Below are 25,757 nucleotides of genomic sequence, written 5' to 3'. Positions count from 1 at the left end.
GGTCCTTCGGGACCGGGGGCCGTTCTTTCGTTCGGGCAAGGTACCGATCGGGGAATCGCCGTGCATACCGCCGTTCGGGTAAGGCAGGATCGGGCGATGGAGCACCCTTCCCGCGACCTCAGCGCCCTGCCCAAGGCCCATCTGCACCTGCACTTCACCGGTTCGATGCGGCCCACCACCCTCATCGAGCTGGCCGACAAGTACGGCGTGCACCTTCCCGAGGCCCTGAGCAGCGGTACTCCCCCGAAGCTGCGGGCGACCGACGAGCGCGGCTGGTTCCGCTTCCAGCGCCTGTACGACATCGCCCGCTCCTGCCTGCGCTCCCCCGAGGACATCCAGCGGCTGGTGCGGGAGGCGGCGCAGGAGGACGTGCGGGACGGTTCGGGGTGGCTGGAGATCCAGGTCGACCCGACCTCGTACGCGCCGCACCTGGGCGGGCTGATCCCGGCCCTGGAGATCATCCTGGACGCGGTCGACTCGGCCGCCCGGGAGACCGGGCTCGGGATGCGGGTGCTGGTGGCCGCCAACCGGATGAAGCACCCGCTGGAGGCCCGCACGCTGGCCCGGCTGGCGGTGCGGTACGCGGACCGGGGCGTGGTGGGGTTCGGGCTCTCCAACGACGAGCGCCGGGGCATGGCCCGTGACTTCGACCGGGCCTTCGCGATCGCCCGCGAGGGCGGCCTCCTGGCGGCCCCGCACGGCGGCGAGCTGACCGGTCCCTCCTCCGTCCGGGACTGCCTGGACGACCTGCGGGCGGCCCGTGTCGGGCACGGCGTGCGGGCCGCCGAGGACGAGCGGCTGCTGCGCAGGCTCGCCGAGCGGGGCGTGACCTGCGAGGTGTGCCCGGCGTCGAACGTGGCGCTGGGCGTGTACGAGAAGCACGAGGACGTCCCGCTGCGGACCCTCTTCGAGGCGGGCGTGCCGATGGCGCTCGGCGCCGACGACCCGCTCCTCTTCGGCTCCCGGCTCGCCGCCCAGTACGAGATCGCCCGCCGCCACCACGGCTTCACCGACGCCGAACTGGCGGAGCTGGCCCGTCAGTCGGTCCGCGGCTCGGCGGCCCCGGGGGAGGTCCGCAAGGAGCTCCTGTCCGGGATCGACGACTGGCTGGCGGCCCCGGCCTAGAGCGCGACGCCGACCGTCACCGGCTCGTTGACGAGGGTGACCCCGAAGGCGTCGTGGACGCCGGCGACGACCTCGCGGGCGAGGGCGAGGAGGTCCTCGGTGGTGGCCTCGCCGCGGTTGGTGAGGGCGAGGGTGTGCTTGGTGGAGATCCGGGCGGGCCCGGAGCCGTACCCCTTGGTGAAGCCGGCCCTGTCGATGAGCCAGGCGGCGGAGGTCTTGGTGCGGCCCTCGCCGGCGGGGAAGGCGGGCGGCTCGACGCCGGGGCCGAGCCGGTCGGCGACGCGGGTGAGGAAGGTCTCGTACGCGGCCGCGGTGAGGATCGGGTTGGTGAAGAAGGAGCCGGCGGACCAGGTGTCGTGGTCCTCGGGGTCGAGGACCATGCCCTTGCGGGCGCGGAGCGCCAGGACGGTCTCGCGGGCGTGGGCGAGCGGGACCCGCTCGCCGGCCAGGACGCCGAGCGCGCGGGCGGTCTCCGGGTAGGCGATCGGCGCGGAGAGCCCTCCGGCGTCCTCCAGCTCGAAGCGGACGCGCAGCACGACGTACCGGTCGGGCCGGTCCTTGAAGAGGCTGTGCCGGTAGGAGAAGGCGCACTCGGCGTTGGTGAGGGTGACGGTCTCGTCGGCCCGGCGGTCGTAGGCGACGACCTCGGTGAGGGTGGCGGAGACGTCCTGGCCGTAGGCGCCGACGTTCTGGATCGGGGTGGCGCCGGCCGAGCCGGGGATGCCGGCGAGGCACTCGATCCCGGCGAGCCCGGCCTCGACGGTCCGGGCGACGGCGTCGGTCCAGACCTCGCCCGCGGCGAGCTCCAGGCGGGTCCCGTCGAGGGAGAAGCCGGTGGTGGCGATGTGCAGGGCGGTGCCGTCGAAGCCCTTGTCGCCGATGACCAGGTTGGAGCCGCCTCCGATGATCAGCAGCGGGGTACCGGCCGCGTCGGCCTCGCGGACCGCGGCGACGACCTCGTCGTCCGTGGTGGCCGTGACGAGCCGGGCGGCGGGGCCGCCGAGCCGGAAGGTGGTCAGGGGGGCGAGGGGGGCGTCCTTGAGCTGCTGCACGCGCCCAAGGGTACTTACCCCGGGGGGCAAGCACCCTTCGCGCGAGCGCTCAGGCCAGTCGTACGACGGCCCTCGACATGCCGAGCACCTTCCGGCCCTCGCTGGTCGCCGTCAGGTCGACGCGGACGAGTCCGTCGTCGAGCTTGGCGGCGACCTTGGCGGAGACCTCGATCACGGCGCCGGTGCCGTCGTTCGGGACGACGACCGGCTTGGTGAAGCGGACGCCGTACTCGACGACGGCGGCGGGGTCGCCGGTCCAGTCGGTGACGACGCGGATCGCCTCGGCCATGGTGAACATGCCGTGGGCGATGACGTCCGGGAGGCCGACCTCGACCGCGAACTTCTCGTTCCAGTGGATCGGGTTGAAGTCCCCGGAGGCACCCGCGTACTGGACGAGGGTGGCGCGGGTCACGGGGAAGGCCTGCGCGGGCAGCTCGGTGCCGACCTCGACCTCGTCGTAGGCGATCTTCGCGGTCATGGTCAGGCCTCCTCGGGGGCGCGGGAGACGAGCTTGGTGAAGGCGGTGACGACGTGCTCGCCGGTCTCGTCGTGGACCTCGCCGCGGATGTCCAGGACGTCGTTGCCGGCCAGCGACTTGATCTCCTCGATGGTGGAGGTGACCGAGAGGCGGTCCCCGGCGCGGACGGGCCGGGTGTAGACGAACTTCTGGTCGCCGTGGACGACGCGGCTGTAGTCGAGGCCGAGCTGCGGGTCCTCGATCACCTGGGCGGAGGCCTTGAAGGTGATGGCGAACACGAAGGTCGGCGGGGCGACGACATCGGGGTGGCCGAGTTCCTTGGCCGCCTCGGGATCGGTGTACGCGGGATTCGCGTCCCCGATCGCCTCGGCGAATTCGCGGATCTTCTCGCGGCCGACCTCGTAGGGCGCGGTGGGCGGATAGGTCCGGCCCACGAAGGACTGGTCGAGCGCCATGGCCTCGATACCTCCTGCTGGATCTTCAGCGATAAACGCCACGAGGCCGCCCCCTGGCGGGGACGGCCTCGTGAACGAGCCTGATTAGCGCGTCTCGCGGTGCGCGGTGTGCGAGTTGCAGCGGGGGCAGTGCTTCTTCATCTCAAGACGGTCCGGGTTGTTGCGCCGGTTCTTCTTGGTGATGTAGTTCCGCTCCTTGCACTCCACGCAGGCCAGCGTGATCTTCGGGCGGACGTCGGTGGCAGCCACGTGAGTGCTCCTTGGACGGATGGATGGATGAACGCATGAAAGAGTAGCCGATCGCGGGACCGACCCCACAATCGGCTACCGTGTGTAGCGGTGACCGGACTTGAACCGGTGACACAGCGATTATGAGCCGCTTGCTCTACCGACTGAGCTACACCGCTTTGATGTCGGTAGCCCCGCCCGAAGGCGGGATTCCCTACACCAGAGCCCCAATACGGAATCGAACCGTAGACCTTCTCCTTACCATGGAGACGCTCTGCCGACTGAGCTATTGGGGCGAGCGAGGAAGACATTACACGGTCTGCGGCCCATCACCCAAATCCGTTTCCCGGGCCCGCCGGGGAGGGCCCTCGCACCCGTCCCGTACGCCACTCGTGGACTCATCGGTACGACTATTGGCCTCCTCCTCGAAGGCGGCGGCGACCGCCCCTAGGCTCTGCCCCACGCTGCGTGATCTCGATCTTGGTGACTTGGTGAGGAGTCCGATGTCGGCCGACAGCAGGCAGCCCCGTCAGCCTTCCGACGACCCGGGTGGCGCGGCGACCGAGGACGCGCACTCGCTCCTGCTGTCGAACGCGCGGCTGACCGACGGGCGGACCGTGGACGTGCGGCTGGTGCGCGGCCGGATCGAGGCCGTGGGCACCGCGGGCAGCCTGAGCACCTCCGGCGCCCGGGTGGACCTGGCCGGCCACCTGCTGCTGCCGGCGCCCGCGGAGCCGCACGCGCACGCCGACACGGCCCTCTCCGCCGACACCCCCGGCCCGGTCTCCTACGCCCCCGAGGAGGTGCAGCGGCGGGCCACCGAGGCGGCGCTGCTCCAGCTCGGGCACGGGGCGACCGCGCTGCGGGCGCACGTGCGGATCGGCGACGTGCACGGCCTGGGGCTCCTGGAGGCCGTCCTGCAGGCCCGGCGCTCGCTGCGCGGCCTGGCGGACCTGACGGCCGTGGCGGCGCCCCGGCTGCTGACCGGGGCGGCGGGCGCGGACGGCCTGGCGATGCTGCGGGACGCGGTGAAGATGGGCGCCGGGGTGGTGGGCGGCCGCCCGGACCTGGACCCGGACCCGACGGGGTACGCGGAGGCGGTCCTGGAGGTGGCGTCCGAGCACGGGGTGCCGGTGGACCTGCACACCGACGGGGACGACCCGGCGCGCCTCGCCCGCTTCGCGGCGATGGCCGGCGGGCTGCGGCCCGGCGTGTCGATCGGGCCGTGCGCGGGGCTGGCCCGGCTGCCGGAGGACGTGGCGGGCCGCGCGGCGGACCGGCTGGCGGCGGCGGGCGTGACGGTGGTGTGCCTGCCGCAGGGCGGCTGCGCGGGGACGGAGCGGCGGGGCACGGCCCCGGTGCGGCTGCTGCGGTCGGCGGGCGTGCGGCTCGCGGCGGGGGGCGGGGCGCTGCGGGACGCGGCGAACCCGGTGGGCCGCGGGGACCCGCTGGAGGCGGCCTTCCTGCTGGCCTCGCTGGAGGGGCTGACGCCGGCGGAGGCGTACGGGGCGGTGAGCGCCCGGGCGCGGGAGGCGATGGGCCTTCCGGAGGTGCGGGTGGAGGCCGGCTTCCCGGCGGAGCTGGTGGCGGTGCGGGGCGAGCGGCTCGCGGGCGTGCTGTCGCTGGCGTACAGCCGGATCGTGGTGCACCGGGGGCGGGTGGTGGCCCGGACCAGCGCGGTGCGGGAGTACTGCGACTCGGCGGCGGCGCTGGACCTGCCCCGCCAGGTCGGCCGGCCCGATCCGGGAGGCCCGGCGGCGCGCTGAGCCGTACGGTCGGGGTATGCGCATCGTCATCGCTGGAGGACACGGTCGGATCGCCCTGCGCCTGGAGCGGCTGCTCTCGGCGGGCGGACACGAGGCGGTCGGGCTGATCCGCCGCCCGGAGCAGGCGGAGGACCTGCGGACGGCGGGTGCGGAGCCCGTCGTGCTGGATCTGGAGTCGGCGTCGCTGGAGGAGGTCGCGGAGGTCCTGCGGGGCGCGGACGCGGCCGTCTTCGCCGCGGGCGCGGGCCCGAACAGCGGGGCCGCCCGCAAGGACACGGTGGACCGCGGGGCGGCGGTCCTCTTCGCGGACGCGGCCGAACGGGCGGGCGTCCGGCGCTTCCTGGTCGTCTCGTCGATGGGCGCGGACGCCCGGCACCCGGGCGACGACGTCTTCGACGTCTACCTGCGGGCGAAGGGCGCCGCGGACGACGCGGTCCGGGCCCGCCCGGGCCTGGAGTGGACGGTCCTGCGCCCCGGGATGCTCACCGACGACGCCGGCACGGGCCTGGTCCGCCTGGAGGCCCGGACGGGCCGCGGCCCGATCCCCCGGGACGACGTGGCGGCGGTCCTCGCCGAGCTGGTGGACTCCCCCGGCACGGCCGGCCTGACCCTGGAACTGGTCACGGGCTCGACCCCGGTCACGGTCGCGGTGAAGGACGTGGCCGGCAACTGACCGGCCGGGGAGGGGCCGCCGGCGCCTCCCCGCTCCCGCGCTCCGTCCCCGTTCCGTTCCCGGAAAACGAGTGAAGGTCCCCGGTGAGAACACCGGGGACCTTCTTCACGTGGCGACGCCAGGATTCGAACCTGGGTAGGCTAAGCCGACGGATTTACAGTCCGCTCCCATTGGCCACTCGGGCACATCGCCATGGGTTCGCTGCCTTGGTTCCCCGCTGTTCTGCGGTGTTCCCCGGCAACGACGTAAACAATACCCGATCCCCGGGGGTGGTTCGCCACCTGATTGATCGGCGGGTGATCAGAGGTTCGGGCCGCGGCTCACCCCCTAGGCTTTGGGGGTACCCCACAGCATCCGAGCAAGGAGCCACGAGTCATGGCCGACTCCAGTTTCGACATCGTCTCCAAGGTCGAGCGGCAGGAGGTCGACAACGCCCTCAACCAGGCCGTGAAGGAGATCTCCCAGCGCTACGACTTCAAGGGGACCAACGCCTCGATCTCCTGGTCGGGCGAGAAGATCCTGATGCAGGCGAACGGCGAGGAGCGCGTCCTGGCGATCCTCGACATCTTCCAGTCCAAGCTGATCAAGCGCGGGATCTCGCTGAAGTCGCTGGACGTCGAGGGCGAGCCGCAGCTGTCCGGCAAGGAGTACAAGCTCTTCGCCTCGGTCCAGGAGGGCATCTCCCAGGAGAACGCCAAGAAGGTCGCGAAGGCGATCCGGGACGAGGGCCCCAAGGGCGTCAAGGCGCAGGTCCAGGGTGACGAGCTGCGGGTCAGCTCGAAGAGCCGTGACGACCTCCAGGCCGTGCAGGCGCTGCTCAAGGGCAAGGACTTCGACTTCGCGATCCAGTTCGTGAACTACCGCTGACCTTCCGCGGTCCGTCCACGCCCGTGTCCGAAAGCCGCCGGTGCATCCGCCGGCGGGCCTCGCACACTGGAGGCATGGACGACATCACCGTGTACGCGTACGCCGACGGCCCCCTGGGCGAGATGCTGCTGACCGGGCAGGTCTCGACGGGGGGCCGTGCCGTGCTGCGGTCGCTCTCGCTGCCCGGGCAGAAGGGGGCCGTGGCGGTCGGGGACGGCTGGGTCCGCGACCAGGCGGCCTTCGCCGGGGTCGTGGCGCAGCTGGAGGAGTACTTCGGCGGGCGGCGGGAGCGGTTCGAGGTGCCGCTGGCCGCGGACGCCGGGACGGAGTTCCAGCGGCGGGTCTGGACGGCCCTGGAGGAGATCCCGTACGGGACGACCGTCAGCTACGGGGAGATCGGACGGCGGGTCGGGGCCGGCGGGGCCGGGGTGCGGGCGGTGGGGACGGCGATCGGGCGCAATCCGCTGCTCGTGGTGCGGCCCTGCCACCGGGTGATCGGCGCGGACGGGAGTCTGCGGGGGTACGCGGCCGGCCCGGAGCGCAAGCGGTCGCTGCTGGACCTGGAGGGAGCCCTCGCGTGACCGAGGGGCTGTTCCCGCGCGAGCGGGCCGAGGTCGCGCCCGGGGCGGTGCACGTGCCGGGGTGGCTGCCGCTCGACCGGCAGCGGGAACTGGTCGCGGCCTGCCGGGAGTTCGGGCGCGGTCCGCTGACGTACCGGCAGACGGTGCTGCCCGGCGGGGGCGTGATGTCGGTGCGGTCGCTCTGCCTGGGGCGGCAGTGGGTGCCGTACCGCTACCTCGACTCCGTCGCCGTCGGACTGCCGGACTGGCTGGTCGCGTTGGGCCGGGAGGCGGTGGCCGAGGCGTACGGGGACGACGGCGGCTTCGCGCCGGACACCGCGCTGGTGAACTTCTACGGCGACGGCGCCCGGATGGGCATGCACCAGGACCGGGAGGAACGGTCCGGGGCGCCCGTGGTGTCGCTGAGCCTCGGTGACACCTGCCTCTTCCGGCTGGGCAACTCCGGGGGACGGGGGCGGCCCTGGCACGATGTGGAGCTGGGTTCGGGGGACCTGTTCGTCTTCGGCGGGGAGTCGCGGTGGGTGTACCACGGCGTGCCGAGGGTGTTTCCTGGGACGGCCGACCCGTCGCTCGGGCTGGCCGGGCGGCTCAACATCACTCTGCGGGAGACAGGTCGACCGTGACCGCACCACTGCGCCGGTCCCTCGGCGTCCCCGACGCCGTCGTCATCGGGCTCGGCGCCATGGTCGGCGCCGGGATCTTCGCCGCCCTCGCCCCGGCGGCGGGCGCGGCCGGGAGTTCGGCCGCGCTGCTGACGGCCCTGGGACTCGCCGCCGTGGTGGCGTACTGCAACGCGATGGCCTCGGCCCGGCTGGCGGCGCTGTACCCGGAGTCCGGCGGCACCTACGTGTACGGTCGCGAACGCCTGGGTCCCTTCTGGGGGCACCTGGCGGGCTGGGCCTTCGTGGTGGGCAAGACGGCCTCCTGCGCGGCGATGGCGCTGACCGCCGGCGCCTATCTGTGGCCGGACCACGCCCACGCCGCGGCGGTGGCCGCGGTGGTCGCCCTGACGGCCGTCAACTACGGGGGCGTCCAGAAGTCGGCGCTGCTGGCGCGGGTGATCGTGGCGGGGGTCCTGGCGGTGCTCGCCGCGGTGGTCACGGCCTCCTTCGCGGGCGCTCCCGACGGCCGGTTCGGGCTCGGCGGGGAGGTCTCGGCGGGCGGGGTGCTCCAGGCCTCCGGTTTGCTCTTCTTCGCGTTCGCGGGGTACGCGCGGATCGCCACGCTCGGCGAGGAGGTGCGGGATCCGGCCCGCACGATCCCCCGGGCGGTGCCGCTCGCGCTGGGCCTCGCGCTCGGTGTGTACGCGCTGGTGGCGGTGGCGGTCCTGCTCGCCCTGGGGCCGCTCGCGCTGGCCCGCTCCACCGCCCCGCTCGCCGACGCCGTCCGGGCCGCGGACGCCTCCTGGCTGGTGCCGGCGGTGACCGCCGGAGCGGCGGCGGCGGCGCTCGGCGCGCTGCTCTCGCTGATCCTGGGGGTGTCCCGGACGACGCTGGCGATGGCCCGGGACGGGTACCTGCCCGGCGGGCTGGCCGCGGTGCACCCGCGCTCCGGGGTGCCGCACCGGGCCGAGCTCGCGGTGGGCGCGGTGGTGGCCGTTGTGGCGGCGACGGCGGACGTGCGGGACGCGATCGGCTTCTCTTCCTTCGGCGTCCTCGTCTACTACGCGGTCGCCAACGCCTCGGCGTGGACGCTGGGCCGGCGGGACCGGCCGCTCGCGGTGGTGGGGCTGGCCGGCTGCGCGGTGCTGGCGGGCGCGCTGCCGCTGGGCTCGGTGCTGGCCGGGACGGGGGTCCTGGCGGCCGGCGTGGTGGCGTACGCGGTCAGTCGAGGACGACCCGGACGCCCTCGGCCCTGAGGCCGTCGACCCACTCCTGGAAGGTGGCGGGGCGGCGGACGGCGAGGAGCGGGGTGACGCCGAGGCAGGCGCGGGCCACGTCGGAGTGGTGCCAGACGAGGGTGCAGCCGGAGAGTTCCCCGCCGAGGGCGTGCGGGTCGTCGAAGGGGTAGGCCAGGCCGGGGCCGTGGACGGCCTCGGTGACGGCGCAGACGAGGGCGTCCTCGTCGGTGATCCCCCGGCCGTCGAGGGCGTAGGTGGCGCCGGGGACGGGTCCGGGCAGTCCGGAGGAGCGGAGGGCGGCCTCGCGCCGCCACGCCGCTCGGGCGGCCCCGGTGAAGCGGCGCCAGGTGCCGGGCCCGGCGGGTGACCGGCGGCTGTGGAAGAGCTCCCAGACCTCGCGGGTCTGCGGCGGTATCAGGCCGGTGCGGGGGAAGGCCACGGTGAGGTCCAGGAGGCCGTGGTGGCCGCGGGCGGGGTCCCAGGAGGTGACGCGGCCGGCCTCGCCCTCGTGGTGGAGGTTCCCGCCGCTGCGGAGGACCTGGTAGCGGACCTCCTCGAAGTCCGTGGCGCCGCCGGCGAGCGCGTCGCGGAGGGCACCGCGCGGGGAGCAGCCGAGGAAGGTGACCTCGGTGGGGGGCGGGGGCGTGCCGGGGAGCGGGATGAGGTGGGCGCACGGGGTCGCGCCGGCGGCGGCGCGGGAGCGGCGCGGCGGGCCGTCCGCCTCGATGGTGACGACGTCGCCGCGGGCGCCGAGGACGCGCACGGCGTCGAAGCGCCAGGGGCCGTCGGGGGTCTCGACGTCGAGCGGGCCGAGGGGGGCGGTGCCCTCGACGATCGCCTGGGTGACGGCCCGGGCGAGCTCGCCGCGCGGGGTGCAGCCGCGCAGCTCGTGGCGGAGCCGGGGGCGGGGGGCGGGGTGGCCGTAGAGGCCGTCGACGTCGTGGCAGAGGGCCAGGACGTGGCGGCCGGAGAGCAGGGCGTAGCGCGGGTTCCGCACGGCGCGGCCGGCCTCAGAAGCCCTGGCGGCCGTACGGCTGTCCCTGGTGGGTCCCCCCGCCGTACGCCTGCTCGGTGGGGACGATGTCCTTGCCGAGCGGCAGCAGCGAGACGGGGATGAGCTTGAAGTTCGCGATGCCGAGGGGGATGCCGATGATCGTGAGGCACAGGAGCACGCCGGTGACGATGTGGCCGATGGCGAGCCACCAGCCGGCGAGGATCAGCCAGAGGACGTTGCCGACGCAGGAGGCGGCGCCCGCTCCGGGCTTGTCGACGACGGTGCGGCCGAAGGGCCAGAGGGCGTAGAGGCCGATCCGGAAGGCGGCGAGGCCGAAGGGGATGCCGATGATCGTGATGCACAGGAGCACGCCGGCGGCGAGGTAGCCGAGGAACAGCCAGAAGCCGGAGAGGACGAGCCATATGACGTTGAGGACGGTCTTCACGGGCGGCGACCTGCCATCTCTTCGAGGCGAGCGATCCGCTCGGCCATGGGCGGGTGGGTCGAGAACATCTTGGAGAGCCCCTGGCCGGGCCTGAAGGGGTTCGCGATCATCATGTGGCTCGCGGTCTCGATCCGCGGCTCGGGCGGCAGCGGGAGCTGCTTGGTGCCGGCTTCGAGCTTCCTGAGGGCGCTGGCGAGGGCGAGCGGGTCGCCGGTGAGCTGGGCGCCGGAGGCGTCGGCCTCGTACTCCCGGGAGCGGGAGATGGCGAGCTGGATGATGGAGGCGGCGACGGGGCCGAGGATGACGATGAACAGGTAGCCGAGGAGGCCGGGGCCGTCGTCGTCGTTGGAGCGGCCGACGGGGATGAGCCAGGCGAAGTTGACCAGGAACATGACGACGGAGGCGAGTGCTCCGGCGACCGAGGAGATGAGGATGTCCCGGTTGTAGACGTGGCTCAGCTCGTGGCCGATGACGCCGCGGAGCTCGCGCTCGTCGAGGATCGCGAGGATGCCCTCGGTGCAGCAGACGGCCGCGTTGCGCGGGTTGCGTCCGGTGGCGAAGGCGTTGGGCGCCTGGGTCGGCGAGATGTAGAGGCGCGGCATGGGCTGGCGGGCCTGCGTGGAGAGCTCCCGCACCATCCGGTAGAGGGCGGGGGCCTCGAATTCGCTGACGGGGCGGGCGCGCATGGCCCGCAGCGCCAGTTTGTCGCTGTTCCAGTACGCGTACGCGTTGGTGCCGATCGCGACGACGAGTCCGACGATCAGGCCCGTACGGCCGAAGAAGCTGCCGATGACGATGATGAGGGCCGAGAGCCCTCCGAGGAGTACGGCGGTCCTCAGCCCGTTGTGCCGGCGGTGCACGGTACGCCCTCCAAGTGGTGCGGCAGGGGAACCCTTTGCTTCGTGGTCCACGCGTCCAGTGGACCCTCACGTACTGGTCAACGCCAGGCGAGAGGCTGCGGTTCCCCCGGCCGCACCGGGGGCGTGTTGCGCCGTTCGGGTGAATCCCTCCGGGTTCAGCGGGCGGCGGGGACCTTGTCGGCGCCGGGGGCGAGGCCCGCCTTGAGGAGGGCGTCGGAGACCGGCTCGACCTCGCTGGTGCAGTGGGCGCAGCGGGAGGCGATGGCCGGGATCTCGGCGTAGCAGCGGGGGCAGTCGCGCTTCTCCGACTTGGGGTCGAGGGCCTCCTCCTTGGCGAACCGCTCCTGGACCTTCGCCATGGGGACGACGAAGAGGAAGTAGAGGACCAGGGCGGTGATGGCGAAGGCGATGGTGGCGGCGATGGCCAGGCCGTAGGGGAAGACGGTCTTCCCGACGCTGAACCTCGCCTCGCTGAAGTCGCCGACGGAGCCGGTGGCGAGGCCGATGAGCGGGGTGATGAACGCCTTGCTGAAGCCCGTGACGACGGCCGTGAACGCCGAGCCGACGGCCAGGCCGATGGCCATCGAGACGACGTTCCCGCGAAGTATGAAGTCCTTGAATCCGTTCAGCACGGGGGGTGCGCTCCTCAGTGGTTCTTCTGTGGGGGGTGCGGTCAGAACAGGCCGGTCGTCGCGAAGCGGAGGGCGAACTGCGGGTATCCCGACAGGACGGCTCCGGCGGCGGCGGTCAGCACGATCGCCAGGGTGACGGGCGCGGGGGCCCGCCGCGGCTCGGCGGGGATCGCGTCACCGGGCGTGCGGAACAGCAGGGCCGTCCACCGCAGGTAGTACGCGAGGCCGATGACGACGTTGGCGCCCATGACGACGGCCAGCCAGCCGAGGCCCGCGTCGACGGCCGACGAGAACACGGTCACCTTGGCGAAGAGGCCGATGATACCCGGGGGCAAACCGGCCAGATTCAGGAGGAAGAAGGCGAGCGCGAGGGCGGCGGCGGGGCTGGTGGCGTAGAGCCCGGCGTGGTCGGCGATCCGCTTGCCCGGGTGGGTGCGGGCGACGAGGGCGACGACCGCGAAGGCGCCGAGGTTCACGACGGCGTACATGAGGGCGTACGCGACGGTGGCGCCGACCTGGTCGTCGCTGGAGTACGCGGCGGCCGCTATCGGGACCAGGAGGTAGCCGGCCTGGGCCACGGAGGACCAGGCGAGCAGCCGGACCGCGCTGCCCGCGCGCGCGGGGTCCTGGCGGAGGGCGGCGACGTTGCCCGCGGTCATGGTGAGGGCGGCGAGGACGGCGAGGGCGGGGCCCCAGACGTCGGAGTACGAGGGGAAGGCGACGACCGTCACCAGGATGAGCCCGGTGAAGCCGACGGCCTTGCCGACCACGGACAGGTAGGCGGCGACGGGCAGCGGGGCGCCGCTGTAGGTGTCGGGGACCCAGAAGTGGAAGGGGACGGCGGCGAGCTTGAAGGCGAAGCCGACGAGGGTGAGCGCCACGCCGGCCTCGGTGAGGGTCTGGAAGCGGCCGGGGACCTCGTCGAGGCGGGCGGCGATCTCGGCGAGGTGGAGGGTGCCGGTGGTCGCGTAGACGAAGCTCGCACCCAGCAGGGTGACGGCGGTGGCGGTCACCGAGGAGAGGAAGAACTTGAGGGCGGCCTCGCTGGAGCGCCGGTCGCCGCGCTTGAGGCCGACGAGCGCGAAGGCCGGCAGCGAGGCGACCTCCAGGGCGACGACGAGGGTGGCGAGGTCGCGCGAGGCCGGCAGCAGGGCGGCGCCGGCGGCGGAGGAGAGCAGCAGGAACCAGTACTCGCCGGCCGGGAGCTTCGCGCGCGTGGCGGGCAGCGAGAGCAGCGCGGTGAGGAGCGCGCCGCCGAGCACGAGGAGCTGGATGACCAGGGTGAAGTGGTCGGCGGTGTAGCTGCACCCGGCGGTCTGGGCGTGGGCGTCGGCCCGGGCGCCCGGGGTGAGGCAGAAGGTGGCGCGGTCGCCGGCGCGCAGCGGCAGGAGGAGCACGAGGGCGGCGGCGAGGCCGGCGATCGAGATCCAGCCGAGGAGCTGCTTGCGCACGGCGGGGACGAAGAGGTCGGCGACGAGGACGCCGAGCGCGACCAGGGCGGTGAGGGTCGGGGGAGCGATCGCCTGCCAGTCGACGGACTGGACGAGCGAGGTGGCGGCGGACGTCACTGGGTGCCTCCCGCGAGGAGCTGCTGGACGGCCGGGTCGGTGAGGCCGAGGAGGGCCGCGGGCCAGAGTCCGGCGAGGACGGTGAGGGCGACGAGCGGGGTCCAGGCGGCCAGCTCGTACGGCTGGACGTCGGCGAGCTCGGGTTCGCCGGCCGGGCGGGGGCCGCCCATGCAGACCCGGCGGACCACGATCAGCAGGTACGCGGCGGTGAGCAGGGTGCCGAGGCCGCCGAGGGCCATGAAGACGAGGTACGCGGCCCGGTTCAGCCCCTCGGCCGGGTCGAAGGCGGCGAAGAGGGCGAGCATCTCGCCCCAGAAGCCGGCCAGGCCGGGGAGGCCGAGGGAGGCGACGGCGGCGAAGGCGAGGAGGGCGCCGAGGCGGGGGGCGCGGCCGTAGAGGGCGGCGCCGGTGGCCCCGGCGAGGGTGTCGAGGTCGGCGGTGCCGTACCGGTCCTTCAGGGCGCCGACGAGGAAGAACAGGAGGCCGGTGATGAGGCCGTGGGCGATGTTGGCGAAGAGGGCGCCGTTGACCCCGGTGGGGGTCAGGGTGGCGATGCCGAGGAGGACGAAGCCCATGTGGCCGACGGAGGAGTAGGCGATGAGCCGCTTCAGGTCGCCCTTGGCGCCGGGCCGCGCGAGGGCGAGGCAGGCGAGGGAGCCGTAGACGATCCCCGCGGCGGCGAAGGCGGCCAGGTAGGGGGCGAGGGTGTGCATGCCGTCGGGGGCGACGGGCAGCGCGATGCGCACGAAGCCGTACGTGCCCATCTTCAGGAGCACGCCGGCGAGGAGGACCGAGCCGACCGTGGGGGCGGCGGTGTGGGCGTCCGGCAGCCAGGAGTGCAGGGGCCACATCGGGGTCTTCACGGCGAGTCCGAGGCCGATCGCGAGGACGGCGGTGACCTGCACCGAGGTGGTGAGGCCGCGGCCGTCGGCGGCGGCGAGCTCCACCATGTCGAAGGTGCCGGCCTTTATCCCGATGAGGAGCAGGCCGAGCAGCATGACCACGGAGCCGAGCAGCGTGTAGAGGATGAACTTCCCGGCGGCGGCCCGCCGGCCCTCGCCGCCCCAGCGGGCGATGAGGAAGTACATGGGGACGAGGACCGTCTCGAAGGCGAGGAAGAAGAGGACCAGGTCGAGGACGGCGAAGGTGGCGAGCGTGCCGGCCTCCAGGAGGAGGAGCAGCGCGACGAAGGCCTTCGGCGACGGGCCGGCGGGCGGCTTGAAGAAGGAGTACAGCGCGCAGAGGAAGGCCAGCAGCGCCGTCAGCACCAGGAGGGGCAGCGAGATGCCGTCGACCCCGAGGTGGATCCGCACGTCCAGCGCCTTGATCCAGGCGATGTCCGTGGTGGCCTGCATCCGCGACGGCCGGTCGTGGTCGAAGCCCAGGGCGAGGGCGATCGCGGCGAGCAGGATCACGCCGGTGACGGTGACGCCGTGGCGGAGCACGGCCTGTTCGGGCGACTTCCCGCGCAGCCCGGGCGGGGCGGGCGGGAGCGCGGCGGCGGCGCCGAGGAGCGGCGCGACGACGAGGAACGCGAGGAGGAACTGCATCACGGTTTCGCTGATATCGATCACGGCTCACGCTCCGGCGAAGGCGTTGGCGACGGCGACGGCGGCGATCGCCAGGACGACGGAGCCGGCGAGCAGGGCGCTGAGGTAGGTCTGCACGTTGCCGGTCTGGGCGCGGCGGACGAGCCACCCGAGGCCCTTGGCGGTCCCGGCGGCGCCGCGCACGTAGGTGTCGACGACCTCGCGGTCCAGGAAGCGGACCAGGGAGGCGGCGGCGAGCACGGGGCGGACGAAGGCCTTCCGGTAGAGGGCGTCCAGGTGGAAGCCGTCGGCCGCCGGGCCGTGCAGCGGGCCGAGGAGGGCGCGGCCGGGGTCGGCCGGGTCCTCGGCGGGGTGCGGCAGGCGCAGCGCCTCGGCCTCGACCAGGCCGGCGTCGGCGTCCGGGTGGGGGACGTGCGGGATCCCGGCGAGCGGTACGGCCCGGGCGGCGAGGGTGCGCCACACGGCGTACGTGACGGCGCCGCCGGCGACGGCGAGTCCGGTGCCGAGGACGGCGGTGGTGAGGGTGGGGGTGAGCGCCTCGCCGTCGAACCAGTCGTCGAGGAGGGCGGCGCTCAGGCCGAAGCCGAGAGAGGGGACGGCCAGGACCCACAGGACCGCCGTCATCGCGATCGGCTGGCGTCCGTGGTCCGGCGCCTCGGCGCCCCGCCCGCGGAAGGTGCGCAGCCAGAGGCGGAGCGCGTACGCGGCGGTGAGGAGGGCCGTCAGCAGGCCCGCCACGAGGACGGTCCAGCCCGCCCCGGCGGGGGCGGGGCTCCGGTCGCCGAGCGCCGTGTGCTCGGCGGCGACCAGGACGGCCTCCTTGGAGAAGAAGCCGGCGAAGGGCGGGATCGCGGCGAGTGCGAGGAGGGCGACGGTCATCGTCCAGTACGCGTCGGGGATCCGCTTCGCCAGGCCGCTCATCCGGGACATCGCGGTGAGCGAGTTGGTGCCGGCGGCGTGGATGACCGCGCCGGCGGCGAGGAAGAGCAGCGCCTTGAAGGCGGCGTGCGACAGGAGGTGGAAGACGGCGGCGCCCCGGTCGCCGACGGCGAGCGCGCCGGCCATGTAGCCGAGCTGGCCGATCGTCGAGTAGGCGAGGACCCGCTTGATGTCGTCCTGGGCGAGCGCGGCGAGCGCCGAGCCGACCATGGTGATCGCGGCCATCACGGCGAGCACGGTCATCGCGGCGGCGGAGGCGGCGAAGACCGGGAGGAGCCGGGCGACGAAGTAGATGCCGGCGGCGACCATGGTGGCCGCGTGGATGAGCGCGGAGACCGGCGTCGGGCCCGCCATGGCGTCGGGGAGCCAGGTGTGCAGCGGGAACTGCGCGGACTTCCCGGCGACGCCGGCGAGCAGCAGCAGCGCCACGACGGTGGGGTGGTCGAGGCCGCCGCTCGCGACGGTGGAGAGGATGCCGTCGATGCGGAAGGTGCCGGCGTCGGTGGCGAGGGCGAAGAGCCCGAAGAGGAAGGGGACGTCGCCGAGCTTGGTGACGAGGAAGGCCTTCAGGGAGGCGGAGCGCGCCTCGGGGGTCTCCCAGTAGTGCCCGACGAGGAAGTACGAGCAGATGCCCATGACCTCCCAGCCGACCAGGAGCACCATCAGGTCGCCGGAGTAGACGACGAGGAGCATCGCGGCGGTGAAGAGGGAGACGAGGGCCGCGTACGAGGGGTAGCGCGGGTCCTCGCGGAGGTAGCCGGTCGAGTAGATCTGCACGCAGCTCGCGACGACCCCGACGAGGACGGCCACGAGGGCGGCGAAGCCGTCGATGTGGAGGCCCAGGCTGATCGGGACGGAGCCGGTCGGGGTGAGCTCGGTGGCCGCGTCGATCACCGTGTTCCCGCCCTGGCGGACGGCGACGACGACGGCGAGGGCGGCGGCGGCCAGGGTCGGCAGCACGGCGAGCGGCCGGACGAAGCCGGGCGCGGCGCGGCCGACGGCGAGGCCGGCGACGGCGCCGAGGAGGGGCAGGAGGGGGACGAGGACGGCGAGGGTCGTGGTGGTCACGCGGCGGCCTCGGCCTTCTCGCCGGGGTGCTCCCCGGTGCTGTCGGTGCTCTCGTCGGGGGCGCCGGCGCCCTGGCGGGGCTCGGCCGTGTCGCGGAGGCGGTCGACGTCGGAGGTGCCCCGGTTGCGGTGGACCATCAGGACGATCGCGAGGCCGATGCCGATCTCGGCGGCGGCGATGGCGATGGTGAAGAGGGTGAGGGCCTGGCCGGCGTGGAGGGCGTCGCGGAGCCAGACGTCGAAGGCGACCAGGTTCAGGTTGACGGCGTTGAGCATCAGCTCGACCGACATCAGGACCAGGATCGCGTTGCGGCGGGCGAGGACGCCGTACAGGCCGACGCAGAAGAGGAGCGCGGCGAGGACGGCGGGGTAGGCGAGGTGCATCAGTCCCGCTCCCCTTCCGGCTTCTTGCGGGACAGGACGATGGCGCCGACCAGGGCGGCGAGCAGCAGCACGGAGAGCGCCTCGAAGGGCAGCACCCAGTGCCGGAAGAGGATCTCGCCGGTCACCCCGGTGGAACCCTGCGCGGGTCCGTCCAGCTTGATCCAGGTCGTGCTGAAGGCGTCGACGACCACCCAGACCAGCGCCGCGGCGGCGGCGAGGGCGACCGCGAGGGCGACCGGCCGGTTGGCCGAGTCGGCGTCCGGGGAGCGCCCGATGGGGGCCTTGGTGAGCATGAGCCCGAAGAGGAGGAGGACGACGACCGAGCCGACGTAGATCAGGACCTGGACCCAGGCGATGAACTCGGCGGTCAGCAGGAGGTACTCGACGGCGAGGCCGCCGAGGGCGACCACGAGCCAGAGCGCGGCGTGCACGAGCTGCTTGGTGGTGACGGAGACGATCGCGGCGCCGAGGGTGACGAGGCCGACGAGGAGGAAGGCGACCCCGACGCCGGAGGGCGAGAGGAAGCCGGGATTGGTCTGGGCGGCGGCGAGGATCACTGGGGGCCCTCCTGCTGCCGTGCCGCGGCGGCCTGGGCGGCGGCCTTCTCGGCGGCCTTGCGGGCGGCGGCGATCTCCTTGGGCTCCTCGGCCGCCGGGTCGAGCGCGGGCGGCTCGGGGACGGTCCACATCCACTCGCGGAGTTTGTCCCGCTCGTGGGTGAGCTCCTGGATGTCGGTCTCCGCGTACTCGAACTCCGGCGACCAGAAGAGGGCGTCGAAGGGGCACACCTCGATGCAGATCCCGCAGTACATGCAGAGGGAGAAGTCGATGGCGAAGCGGTCGAGGACGTTCCGGCTGCGCTCGCGGCCGCCGGGGGCGGCGGCCGGGACGGTCTCCTTGTGGGAGTCGATGTAGATGCACCAGTCGGGGCACTCGCGGGCGCACAGCATGCAGACCGTGCAGTTCTCCTCGAAGAGCGCGATCACCCCGCGCGAGCGGGGCGGCAGCTCGGGCTGCGCGTCCGGGTACTGGGCGGTGACGGACCTGCGCGTCATGGTGCGGAGGGTGACGGCGAGGCCCTTGGCGAGGCCGGAGCCGGGGATGTTCGGGGACATTTAGCTGATCGCCACCTTCACGATGCCGGTGAGCGCGATCTGCGCCAGGGCGAGCGGGACGAGGGTCGTCCAGGCCAGCTTCTGGAGCTGGTCCTCGCGCAGGCGCGGGTAGGAGACCCGCAGCCAGATGACGACGAAGGCCAGGACCGCCGTCTTCAGCAGGGTCCAGAGCCAGCCGAGCCCGTCGGCCCCCCAGGGGCCGTGCCAGCCGCCGAGGAAGAGGACGGTGGTGAGGCCGCAGAGGACGACGATGCCGGCGTACTCGGCGAGCAGGAAGAGCGCGAAGCGGAGGCCGGTGTACTCGGTGTACGCGCCGAAGATGATCTCCGAGTCGGCGACCGGCATGTCGAACGGCGGTCGCTGGAGCTCGGCGAGGCCGGCGACGAAGAAGACGAGCGCGCCGACGATCTGCCACGGCACCCACCACCACGCGAAGGCGTCGAGGACGCCGGTGAGGGAGACCGTGCCGGCGGCCATCGCGACGGACGCGGCGGCCAGCAGCATCGGCAGCTCGTAGGCGAGCAGCTGGGCGGCGGTGCGGAGGCCGCCGAGGAGCGAGAACTTGTTCGCGGACGCCCAGCCGGCCATCAGGCTGCCGAGCACGCCGACGCCCATGACGGCGAGCACGAAGAAGATGCCGGCGTCGACGAGCGCGCCGACGGCGCCGTCGCCGGGGCCGACGGGGATCGCGACGAGGACGAGCAGGTACGGGAGGAGGGCGACGGCCGGCGCGAGCTGGAAGACCCGCCGGTCGGCGTCCTTCGGGACCACGTCCTCCTTCTGCGCGAACTTCACGCCGTCAGCGACGAGCTGCGCCCAGCCGTGGAAGCCGCCGGCGTACATGGGCCCGAGCCGCCCCTGCATGTGGGCCATCACCTTGTGCTCGGTCTGCCCGACGACGAGCGGCAGCACGAGGAACGCGGCGAAGACGAGCAGCAGCCGGACGGCGACGTCGAGTGCGTCGTTCACGCGGGATCGCCTCCGGCGGGGTCGGGGTCGGGGTGGGGGTGGGTGTCGGGACCGGCGTCGGGACCGGCGTCGGCGGGATCGGGCTCGCCCGCGGCGGGATCGGGGGCCGGGGCCGGCTCGGCCGGGGGCCCGTCCACCGGTACGGGCTCCGCCGCGGGCCTCGCGTCCGGTGCGGGCTCGACCGCGGGCTGCGCGTCCGGTGCGGACCCGGTCGCGGGGCTCGCGTCCGGTGCGGGCGGTGGCGGGGTGTCGTCGAAGGCCGGGCGGGCGTGGTGCCAGGGGGCGTCCGAGCCGCGGGTGCGCGGGGGCGGCGCGGGGGCCTGCGCCGCCCGCTCCGTCTCCTGGCTCGCCGAGCCCTGGGACGCGGAGCGCGAGCGGCGCGGAGCGGCCGGGGCCGTCTGGCTCGCGGAGCCCTGGGACGCGGAGCGCGTACGGCGGGCCGGGGGTGCTCCGGCCTCCGGGGCCGCCGGGGTCCCGGGAGCGTCCTGGGGGCCGGGTGCCGTCGCGGCCTCCGGGGTCTCGGGGGCGCCCGGGGTCTCCGGGGTGCCCGGGACCGCTGTGGTCCCGGGGGGCGCCGGAGGGGTCTGGCTCGCCGAGCCCTGGGACGCGGAGCGGGCGCGGCGGGGCGGGGCCGCCGGGGCGTCCTGGCTCGCGGAGCCCTCCGCGGTGGTGCGGGCGCGGCGGGGCGGGGCGTCCTGGCCTGCCGAACCGTCCGCGGCCGTGCGGGCGCGGCGGGGCCGGTCGGCGGCGGCGCCCCGCGCGGGGCGTTCGGGGGCCGGGGGGAGCTGGCCCTTGAGGGGGCCCCACTCGTTGGGGTCGGGGACGCCCGGCGGGAGCATCTGGCGGCGCTTGGGGCCGCCGTCGTGGGACTCGCCCGGCTCCTTCGCGCCCGGCCAGGCCTTGGCGACGCGGGCGGCGAGGACGAAGTCCTTGCGGAGCGGGTGGCCCTCGAAGTTCTCGGGGAGGAGCAGCGGGGTGAGGTTCGGGTGGCCCTCGAAGACGACGCCGAACATCTCGTGGGTCTCGCGCTCGTGCCAGGCCGCGCCCGCGTACACGCCGATGGCGGTGGGGAGGGCGGGGGCCGTGTGGGGCACGGTGGTGCGGAGCAGGAGGCGGCGGGGGGCGCCGTCCCCGACGGCGACGACGTGCGCGCAGACGCGGAAGCCCGTGCCCGGCTCGTCCACCGCGCTCAGCCAGTCGAAGTAGGTGCAGCCCAGCTCGTCCCGGGCGGTCCGCAGCGCGTCGAGCCAGTCCGCGGCGGGGACGTCGACGGTCAGCAGGTCGTACGCCCGCTCCGCCGCCGCCTCGTCGCCGAACAGGTCCGTCACGGCCTCGGGAAGGGAGTCGTAGCGGTTCACCGGGCGTCGCCTCCGGGCGGCGGGGTCACCAGGGGGCTGGTGAGCTGGGACACCGAGGCCGGTGCCGTCGCGCCGTACCGCTCGCCGAGGTTCTCCCGGGCGATCTTCTCCTGGAGCTTGAGGATGCCCTGGAGGAGCGCTTCGGGGCGGGGCGGGCAGCCGGGGACGTACACGTCGACCGGGATGATCTGGTCGACGCCCTTGGTGACGGAGTACGAGTCCCAGTAGGGGCCGCCGCAGTTCGAGCAGGCGCCGAAGGAGATGACGTACTTCGGCTCGGGCATCTGCTCGTAGAGCCGCTTCACCGCCGGGGCCATCTTGTCCGTCACCGTGCCGGAGACGATCATCAGGTCGGCCTGGCGGGGGCCGGGCGCGAAGGGGATCACGCCGAGCCGGATGAAGTCGTGGCGGGCCATGGACGCGGCGATGAACTCGATCGCGCAGCAGGCGAGCCCGAAGTTGAAGACCCAGAGGCTGTAGCGGCGGCCCCAGTTCAGGACCACCTTCATGGGTTCGGGGGCCAGGCGGGAGAGCGTCCCCAGCTTCGGCGCGGGCAGGGGCACGGCGCCCCCCGCGGGTGTTACGTCCATGCCAGGACGCCCTTCTTGTAGGCGTAGAGCAGCCCGACGGCCAGGAAGCCGAGGAAGACGAACATCTCGACGAGGGTGGTGGCGCCGTAGCCGGGCGCGGCGAAGACCGTCGCCCACGGGAAGAGGAAGATCGAGTCGACGGCGAAGATCACGTAGAGGAAGGCGTAGACGTAGTAGCGGACCTGGGTGTGGGCCCAGCCCTCTCCCACGGGGTCGACGCCGCACTCGTAGGTGAGCAGTTTCTCCGGGGTCGGCACGACGGGCCGGAGCAGCCGTCCGGCGCCGAAGGCGACCGCGACGAAGAGCACGCCGACGACGGCGAGCAGGCCGACGACCGAGTACGTATCGAAGTAGTCCGCCGCGATTACGGTCGGTTCCCGCACGTCCGCCGCCCCTCAGTCCCTCGCCGCCGTTTTCACGCACGCGAGTCTAGGCCCTGCTAAAAGGAGCGTAAGCAGGTGCGGGTGGGGTTATCCCCCCTGGCCGACACCCACCTCCCCCATGGCCCGGAGGGGCCGCAGGACGGCAGGCTGGGGGCATGACCGCTGATCACCCGAGCACTCCTTCCCCCGCCGTCGCGGCCGGGCACGCGCCCGCGCGGCGGCGGACCGCGTACGGGAAGGAGACCTGGAAGGAGATCTCCTTCCTCCTCCTGAACCTGCCCACCGCCCTCGTGGGCTTCGTCTACGCCGTGACGTCCGTGGTCGTCGGGGTCGGCCTGTCGGTCACCGTGATCGGTCTGCCGCTGCTCGCGGCGGGCCTGGCGGGGGCGCGGGGGATCGGCCGGTCCGAGCGGGCCCGGGCGCGCGGGCTGCTGGACGCGGACGTGGCCGAGCCGTCGCCGCTGCCGCGGACCGGCGGGGCCCTGCCGTGGCTGTGGGCGCGGCTGAAGGACCCGGTGGCGTGGCGGACCCAGCTGTACGGGCTGATCCGGCTGCCGTGGGGGGTGGTGACCTTCTCGGTGACCCTGGTGTCGCTGGTGGCGCTGTGGCCGGTGCTGCCGTTCATCGCGCGGGGCCTGGCGGCGGCGGACCGGGGCATGGTGCGGGGGCTGCTCTCGCCCTCGGACGAGCTGGAGCGGCGGATCGCCGAGCTGGAGTCGGACCGGGGCGTGGTCGTGGACACGGCGGCGGCCGACCTGCGGCGGATCGAGCGGGACCTGCACGACGGGGCGCAGGCGCGCCTCGTGGCGCTCGCGATGGGGCTCGGCCTGGCGAAGGAGAAGCTGCACGAGGACCCGGACGCGGCCGCGGCGATGGTCGCGGAGGCGCACGGCGAGGTGAAGCTGGCCCTCCAGGAGCTGCGGGACCTGGCGCGGGGCATCCACCCGGCGGTGCTGACCGACCGGGGGCTCGGGGCGGCGCTGTCCTCGCTGGCGGGGCGGTGCACGGTGCCGGCGACGGTGACGGTGGACCTGGCGGAGCGGCCCGCGGAGGCGATCGAGGGGATCGCGTACTTCACCGTCTCCGAGCTGCTGCAGAACGTGTCCAAGCACGCCCGCGCGCGTGCGGTCTCGGTGGAGGTGTGGCGGGCGAAGGACCGGCTGCTGCTCCAGGTGCGGGACGACGGCGTCGGGGGCGCGCGGACGGACGGCCCGGGCACGGGGCTGGCCGGTCTGGCGGAGCGGCTGGGGGCGGTGGACGGGGTGCTGGTGGTGGATTCGCCGGCGGGCGGTCCGACGACGGTGACGGCGGAGCTGCCGTGGCGGGGGCGGCGGGGCTGACCGCCCCGGCGTCCCGGTGGTGGGGATAACCCCCCTCGGGAGACGCCGACCCGCCTCATGGCGGCGAGGGGGTCCCGGACGGAACCCTGGAGTCGTCCCCGGGAAGGGCCCTCGCGGCCCTCCCCGCCCGGGGGCCTCCCGTCCGGAGGCCTTCCGTGGAGGGACCCGTACAGAGACCTCCCCCGTACAGAGAAGGACGTCCTCATGGCTTCGAGCCCCGTCCCCGCCGCGCTCCGGGCCCCCTTCGAGGGGCGGACCTGGCGGGCGTTCCTCTTCACCCTGGTGGGGCTGCCGCTGAGCGTGGCCGCCTTCTCCCTCGCGGTGGCGCTGACCTCCACCGGCGTCGGGCTGCTGATCACCTTCCTGGGGGTGCCGGTGCTGGCGGCGGCGCTGGTGGTGTGCCGGGGGTTCGGGGCGGTGGAGCGGGCCCGGGTGCGGGGGCTGCTCGGGGCGGACGTGGCGGCGCCCGAGCCGGTGCGGGGGCGGACCGGCGGGCCGTTCTCGTGGATGGCGGCGATGCTGCGGAGCGGGGCCTCGTGGCGGCACCTGCTGTACGCGCTGGTGCACTTCCCGTGGGCGGTGTTCTCGTTCTGCGTGTCGCTGACGGTCTTCTCGGCCGGCTGGGGCCTGTTCACGTACCCGCTGTGGCGGTGGGTCTTCCCGGCGTACCTGAGCCAGGACGGGATCCAGCTGTACGGGGACGGGAACCGGGCCCTGTACGTCGACTCGCCCTTCGAGGTGGGCGTGGCGTGCGGGGTCGGGCTGCTGATGGTGCTGGCGTGGGCGCAGGTGGTGCGGGGCCTGGCGGCGGTGGACCGGGTGCTGGTGGCGGGGCTGCTCGGGCCGGGGCGGCTCGCGGAGCGGGTGACGGAGCTGGAGTCGGACCGGGGCGTGGCCGTGGACACGGCGGCGGCCGACCTGCGGCGGATCGAGCGGGACCTGCACGACGGGCCGCAGGCGCGGCTCGCGTCGCTGGCGATGGACCTGGGGCTGGCGAAGGAGACGCTGGCGCGGGACCCGGAGGCGGCGGCGGTGCTGGTGGACGAGGCGCACGGCGAGGTGAAGCTGGCGCTGCGGGAGCTGCGGGAGCTGGCGCGGGGCATCCACCCGGCGGTGCTGACCGACCGGGGGCTCGACGCGGCGCTGTCGGCGGTGGCGGCGCGGTGCGCGGTGCCGGTGTCGGTGACGGTGGAGCTGCCGGGGCGGCCGGTGGCGGCGATCGAGGGCCTGGCGTACGTCACGGTCACGGAGCTGCTGGGGAACGTGACGCGGCACGCCGGGGCGCGGCGGGCGTCGGTGGACGTGTGGCGGTCGGAGGGCCGGCTGATGCTCCAGGTGCGGGACGACGGCGTCGGCGGCGCGGATCCGGCGCGCGGGCGGGGGCTCGCGGGGCTGGCGGAGCGGCTGCGGGCGGTGGACGGGGTGCTGGCGGTGGATTCGCCGGAGGGCGGTCCGACGACGGTGACGGCGGAGCTGCCCTGGCGCGCCTGAAATCGCCCGGTGTCCCCGGCGGGGTCTTTCCTGCGATGCTGATCAAGCGGCGCCGACCGGGCCGCGCGAGCGGCGGCGCGGGGAGCGGCGCGGGGACAGGGGGCGTCGGACGTGGGCGTGGGAGAGGTGGCGGACCGGGTGCGGGTGGTCATCGCCGAGGATTCGGTGCTGTTGCGCGAGGGCCTGACGAGGCTGCTGACGGACCGGGGGCACGAGGTCGTCGCGGGCGTCGGGGACGGCGAGGCGCTGGTGAAGACGGTGGCGGAGCTCGCGGAGGCGGGCGCGCTGCCGGACGTGGTGGTGGCGGACGTGCGGATGCCTCCGACCCACACGGACGAGGGGGTGCGGGCGGCGGTGCGGCTGCGCGCGGAGCATCCGGGGCTCGGGGTGCTGGTGCTGTCGCAGTACGTGGAGGAGCAGTACGCCACCGAACTGCTGGCCGGTTCCACGCGGGGCGTGGGGTACCTGCTGAAGGACCGGGTGGCCGAGGTGCGCGAGTTCACCGAGGCCGTGGTCCGGGTGGCCGGGGGCGGTACGGCCCTGGACCCGGAGGTGGTGCAGCAGCTGCTGGGGCGGAGCCGTCAGCAGGACGTGCTGGCGCACCTGACGCCGCGGGAGCGGGAGGTCCTCGGTCTGATGGCCGAGGGCCGGACGAACTCGGCGATCGCGAAGCAGCTGGTGGTGAGCGACGGCGCGGTGGAGAAGCACATCGGCAACATCTTCCTGAAGCTGGGCCTCTCGCCGAGCGACGGCGACCACCGCCGGGTGCTGGCGGTGCTGACGTACCTGAGGTCCTGAGCCGGTTCCCCGGCCCGGAGCCCCGATCATCTGACACTCTGTCAGACAGGGGCGTCCGGGGCCCCGGGGGACCCAGGACGGAAGAACGAGGCGGAATGCGGCGTTCCGGAGCAATCCGGGTAGCCGCAGAACAGGACAATGCAGCACGAAAGGGCGTCTCAAAAAGGGGCCCGTCATGTGAGAAGTCCCGGGAAGGCCCACCTCACCGTC

28 protein-coding genes and 3 tRNA genes are annotated in these 25,757 nt (G+C 74.1%); 10 read left to right on the top strand and 21 right to left on the bottom strand.

Going from position 1 to position 25,757, the window contains the following annotated elements; all coding sequences use genetic code 11:
* Nucleotides 1-96: 96 nt before the first annotated feature.
* Nucleotides 97-1,125, top strand: coding sequence for an adenosine deaminase (locus IE287_RS01465; protein WP_189847010.1), 1,029 nt, complete (start codon nt 97-99; stop codon nt 1,123-1,125).
* Here IE287_RS01465 and IE287_RS01460 read toward each other — a convergent pair.
* The 6 genes from IE287_RS01460 to IE287_RS01435 all read right to left on the bottom strand — a co-directional run bounded on the left by IE287_RS01460 (nt 1,122) and on the right by IE287_RS01435 (nt 3,634).
* Complete coding sequence (locus IE287_RS01460) at nt 1,122-2,177, bottom strand: UDP-N-acetylmuramate dehydrogenase (protein ID WP_189847009.1); 1,056 nt, start codon at nt 2,175-2,177, stop codon at nt 1,122-1,124. The genes IE287_RS01465 and IE287_RS01460 overlap by 4 nt on opposite strands.
* Before the next feature lie 49 nt (nt 2,178-2,226).
* Nucleotides 2,227-2,655, bottom strand: coding sequence for a MaoC family dehydratase (locus tag IE287_RS01455; RefSeq protein ID WP_189847008.1), 429 nt, complete (start codon nt 2,653-2,655; stop codon nt 2,227-2,229).
* A 2-nt stretch (nt 2,656-2,657) separates the two neighbouring features.
* Entirely contained in the window at nt 2,658-3,110 is a 453-nt protein-coding gene (locus tag IE287_RS01450) for a MaoC family dehydratase N-terminal domain-containing protein (protein WP_189847007.1), read from the bottom strand.
* A gap of 84 nt (nt 3,111-3,194) precedes the next feature.
* Nucleotides 3,195-3,359 (bottom strand): 50S ribosomal protein L33, encoded by a 165-nt coding sequence (gene rpmG, locus IE287_RS01445; RefSeq protein WP_003956487.1) that lies wholly within the window; start codon nt 3,357-3,359, stop codon nt 3,195-3,197.
* 85 nt (nt 3,360-3,444) lie between these two features.
* Nucleotides 3,445-3,517 (bottom strand) — tRNA-Met (locus IE287_RS01440).
* A gap of 44 nt (nt 3,518-3,561) precedes the next feature.
* A tRNA-Thr gene (locus IE287_RS01435) sits at nt 3,562-3,634 on the bottom strand.
* A 207-nt stretch (nt 3,635-3,841) separates the two neighbouring features.
* Between IE287_RS01435 and IE287_RS01430 the strand changes: the two genes are divergently transcribed.
* Both IE287_RS01430 and IE287_RS01425 read left to right on the top strand, forming a co-directional pair.
* The gene (locus IE287_RS01430) at nt 3,842-5,104 is read left to right on the top strand and encodes an amidohydrolase family protein (protein WP_189847006.1); all 1,263 of its coding nucleotides are present in this window, start codon (nt 3,842-3,844) and stop codon (nt 5,102-5,104) included.
* 16 nt (nt 5,105-5,120) lie between these two features.
* Complete coding sequence (locus tag IE287_RS01425) at nt 5,121-5,777, top strand: SDR family oxidoreductase (RefSeq protein ID WP_189847005.1); 657 nt, start codon at nt 5,121-5,123, stop codon at nt 5,775-5,777.
* Nucleotides 5,778-5,887: 110 nt separating this feature from the next.
* Here the strand turns inward: IE287_RS01425 and IE287_RS01420 are convergent.
* Nucleotides 5,888-5,969 (bottom strand) — tRNA-Tyr (locus IE287_RS01420).
* A 183-nt stretch (nt 5,970-6,152) separates the two neighbouring features.
* On the opposite strand from IE287_RS01420, the gene IE287_RS01415 reads away from it, so the two are divergent.
* The 4 genes from IE287_RS01415 (at nt 6,153) to IE287_RS01400 (ending at nt 9,083) form a co-directional block, all read left to right on the top strand.
* The gene (locus IE287_RS01415) at nt 6,153-6,644 is read left to right on the top strand and encodes a YajQ family cyclic di-GMP-binding protein (RefSeq protein WP_189847004.1); all 492 of its coding nucleotides are present in this window, start codon (nt 6,153-6,155) and stop codon (nt 6,642-6,644) included.
* A gap of 74 nt (nt 6,645-6,718) precedes the next feature.
* Nucleotides 6,719-7,225: a methylated-DNA--[protein]-cysteine S-methyltransferase gene (locus IE287_RS01410; protein ID WP_189847003.1), complete on the top strand. Its 507-nt coding sequence runs from the start codon at nt 6,719-6,721 to the stop codon at nt 7,223-7,225.
* Nucleotides 7,222-7,848 (top strand): alpha-ketoglutarate-dependent dioxygenase AlkB family protein, encoded by a 627-nt coding sequence (locus tag IE287_RS01405; protein ID WP_189847002.1) that lies wholly within the window; start codon nt 7,222-7,224, stop codon nt 7,846-7,848. Before IE287_RS01410 ends, IE287_RS01405 begins: the two co-directional genes overlap by 4 nt.
* Nucleotides 7,845-9,083, top strand: coding sequence for an APC family permease (locus tag IE287_RS01400; RefSeq protein WP_189847001.1), 1,239 nt, complete (start codon nt 7,845-7,847; stop codon nt 9,081-9,083). The genes IE287_RS01405 and IE287_RS01400 overlap by 4 nt, the downstream gene beginning before the upstream one ends.
* Here IE287_RS01400 and IE287_RS01395 read toward each other — a convergent pair.
* The 14 genes from IE287_RS01395 to IE287_RS01330 all read right to left on the bottom strand — a co-directional run bounded on the left by IE287_RS01395 (nt 9,049) and on the right by IE287_RS01330 (nt 21,918).
* Entirely contained in the window at nt 9,049-10,062 is a 1,014-nt protein-coding gene (locus IE287_RS01395; protein ID WP_189847000.1) for a barstar family protein, read from the bottom strand. The genes IE287_RS01400 and IE287_RS01395 overlap by 35 nt on opposite strands.
* Before the next feature lie 13 nt (nt 10,063-10,075).
* Nucleotides 10,076-10,504, bottom strand: a complete 429-nt coding sequence (locus tag IE287_RS01390; protein ID WP_189846999.1) for a YccF domain-containing protein — start codon at nt 10,502-10,504, stop codon at nt 10,076-10,078.
* Complete coding sequence (gene htpX / locus IE287_RS01385) at nt 10,501-11,364, bottom strand: zinc metalloprotease HtpX (protein ID WP_189846998.1); 864 nt, start codon at nt 11,362-11,364, stop codon at nt 10,501-10,503. The genes IE287_RS01390 and htpX overlap by 4 nt, the downstream gene beginning before the upstream one ends.
* Nucleotides 11,365-11,519: 155 nt before the next feature.
* Nucleotides 11,520-11,996: an MscL family protein gene (locus IE287_RS01380; protein ID WP_189846997.1), complete on the bottom strand. Its 477-nt coding sequence runs from the start codon at nt 11,994-11,996 to the stop codon at nt 11,520-11,522.
* 41 nt (nt 11,997-12,037) lie between these two features.
* Nucleotides 12,038-13,564 carry an NADH-quinone oxidoreductase subunit N gene (locus tag IE287_RS01375; RefSeq protein WP_229883223.1) on the bottom strand — a complete coding sequence of 509 codons (1,527 nt, stop codon included), beginning with the start codon at nt 13,562-13,564 and terminating at the stop codon, nt 12,038-12,040.
* A complete protein-coding gene (locus tag IE287_RS01370; RefSeq protein WP_189846996.1) occupies nt 13,561-15,138 on the bottom strand; it encodes a complex I subunit 4 family protein in 1,578 nt (525 codons plus the stop codon). The genes IE287_RS01375 and IE287_RS01370 overlap by 4 nt, the downstream gene beginning before the upstream one ends.
* 3 nt (nt 15,139-15,141) lie before the next feature.
* The gene (locus IE287_RS01365; RefSeq protein ID WP_189846995.1) at nt 15,142-17,121 is read right to left on the bottom strand and encodes an NADH-quinone oxidoreductase subunit 5 family protein; all 1,980 of its coding nucleotides are present in this window, start codon (nt 17,119-17,121) and stop codon (nt 15,142-15,144) included.
* A complete protein-coding gene (gene nuoK, locus IE287_RS01360; RefSeq protein WP_189846994.1) occupies nt 17,118-17,504 on the bottom strand; it encodes an NADH-quinone oxidoreductase subunit NuoK in 387 nt (128 codons plus the stop codon). The genes IE287_RS01365 and nuoK overlap by 4 nt, the downstream gene beginning before the upstream one ends.
* Nucleotides 17,504-18,061, bottom strand: a complete 558-nt coding sequence (locus IE287_RS01355; protein ID WP_189846993.1) for an NADH-quinone oxidoreductase subunit J family protein — start codon at nt 18,059-18,061, stop codon at nt 17,504-17,506. The genes nuoK and IE287_RS01355 overlap by 1 nt, the downstream gene beginning before the upstream one ends.
* The gene (locus IE287_RS01350; RefSeq protein WP_189846992.1) at nt 18,058-18,618 is read right to left on the bottom strand and encodes a NuoI/complex I 23 kDa subunit family protein; all 561 of its coding nucleotides are present in this window, start codon (nt 18,616-18,618) and stop codon (nt 18,058-18,060) included. The genes IE287_RS01355 and IE287_RS01350 overlap by 4 nt, the downstream gene beginning before the upstream one ends.
* Entirely contained in the window at nt 18,619-19,587 is a 969-nt protein-coding gene (locus IE287_RS01345; protein WP_189846991.1) for a complex I subunit 1/NuoH family protein, read from the bottom strand.
* Entirely contained in the window at nt 19,584-20,945 is a 1,362-nt protein-coding gene (locus IE287_RS01340; RefSeq protein ID WP_189846990.1) for an NADH-quinone oxidoreductase subunit C, read from the bottom strand. The genes IE287_RS01345 and IE287_RS01340 overlap by 4 nt, the downstream gene beginning before the upstream one ends.
* The gene (locus IE287_RS01335; RefSeq protein WP_189846989.1) at nt 20,942-21,535 is read right to left on the bottom strand and encodes an NADH-quinone oxidoreductase subunit B; all 594 of its coding nucleotides are present in this window, start codon (nt 21,533-21,535) and stop codon (nt 20,942-20,944) included. The genes IE287_RS01340 and IE287_RS01335 overlap by 4 nt, the downstream gene beginning before the upstream one ends.
* Entirely contained in the window at nt 21,526-21,918 is a 393-nt protein-coding gene (locus IE287_RS01330; protein WP_030498740.1) for an NADH-quinone oxidoreductase subunit A, read from the bottom strand. Before IE287_RS01330 ends, IE287_RS01335 begins: the two co-directional genes overlap by 10 nt.
* A gap of 155 nt (nt 21,919-22,073) precedes the next feature.
* Between IE287_RS01330 and IE287_RS01325 the strand changes: the two genes are divergently transcribed.
* From IE287_RS01325 to IE287_RS01315, 3 genes are all read left to right on the top strand, one after another.
* Complete coding sequence (locus IE287_RS01325) at nt 22,074-23,258, top strand: sensor histidine kinase (protein WP_189846988.1); 1,185 nt, start codon at nt 22,074-22,076, stop codon at nt 23,256-23,258.
* 204 nt (nt 23,259-23,462) lie between these two features.
* Nucleotides 23,463-24,749, top strand: a complete 1,287-nt coding sequence (locus IE287_RS01320) for a sensor histidine kinase (RefSeq protein WP_189846987.1) — start codon at nt 23,463-23,465, stop codon at nt 24,747-24,749.
* 138 nt (nt 24,750-24,887) lie between these two features.
* Nucleotides 24,888-25,547, top strand: a complete 660-nt coding sequence (locus IE287_RS01315) for a response regulator transcription factor (protein ID WP_308436845.1) — start codon at nt 24,888-24,890, stop codon at nt 25,545-25,547.
* Nucleotides 25,548-25,757 lie beyond the last annotated feature (210 nt).

It is taken from the genome of Streptomyces omiyaensis (genome assembly GCF_014650895.1).
Classification (GTDB): Bacteria; Actinomycetota; Actinomycetes; order Streptomycetales; family Streptomycetaceae; genus Streptomyces; species Streptomyces omiyaensis.
This window is presented reverse-complemented; position numbering and strand designations above follow the sequence as displayed.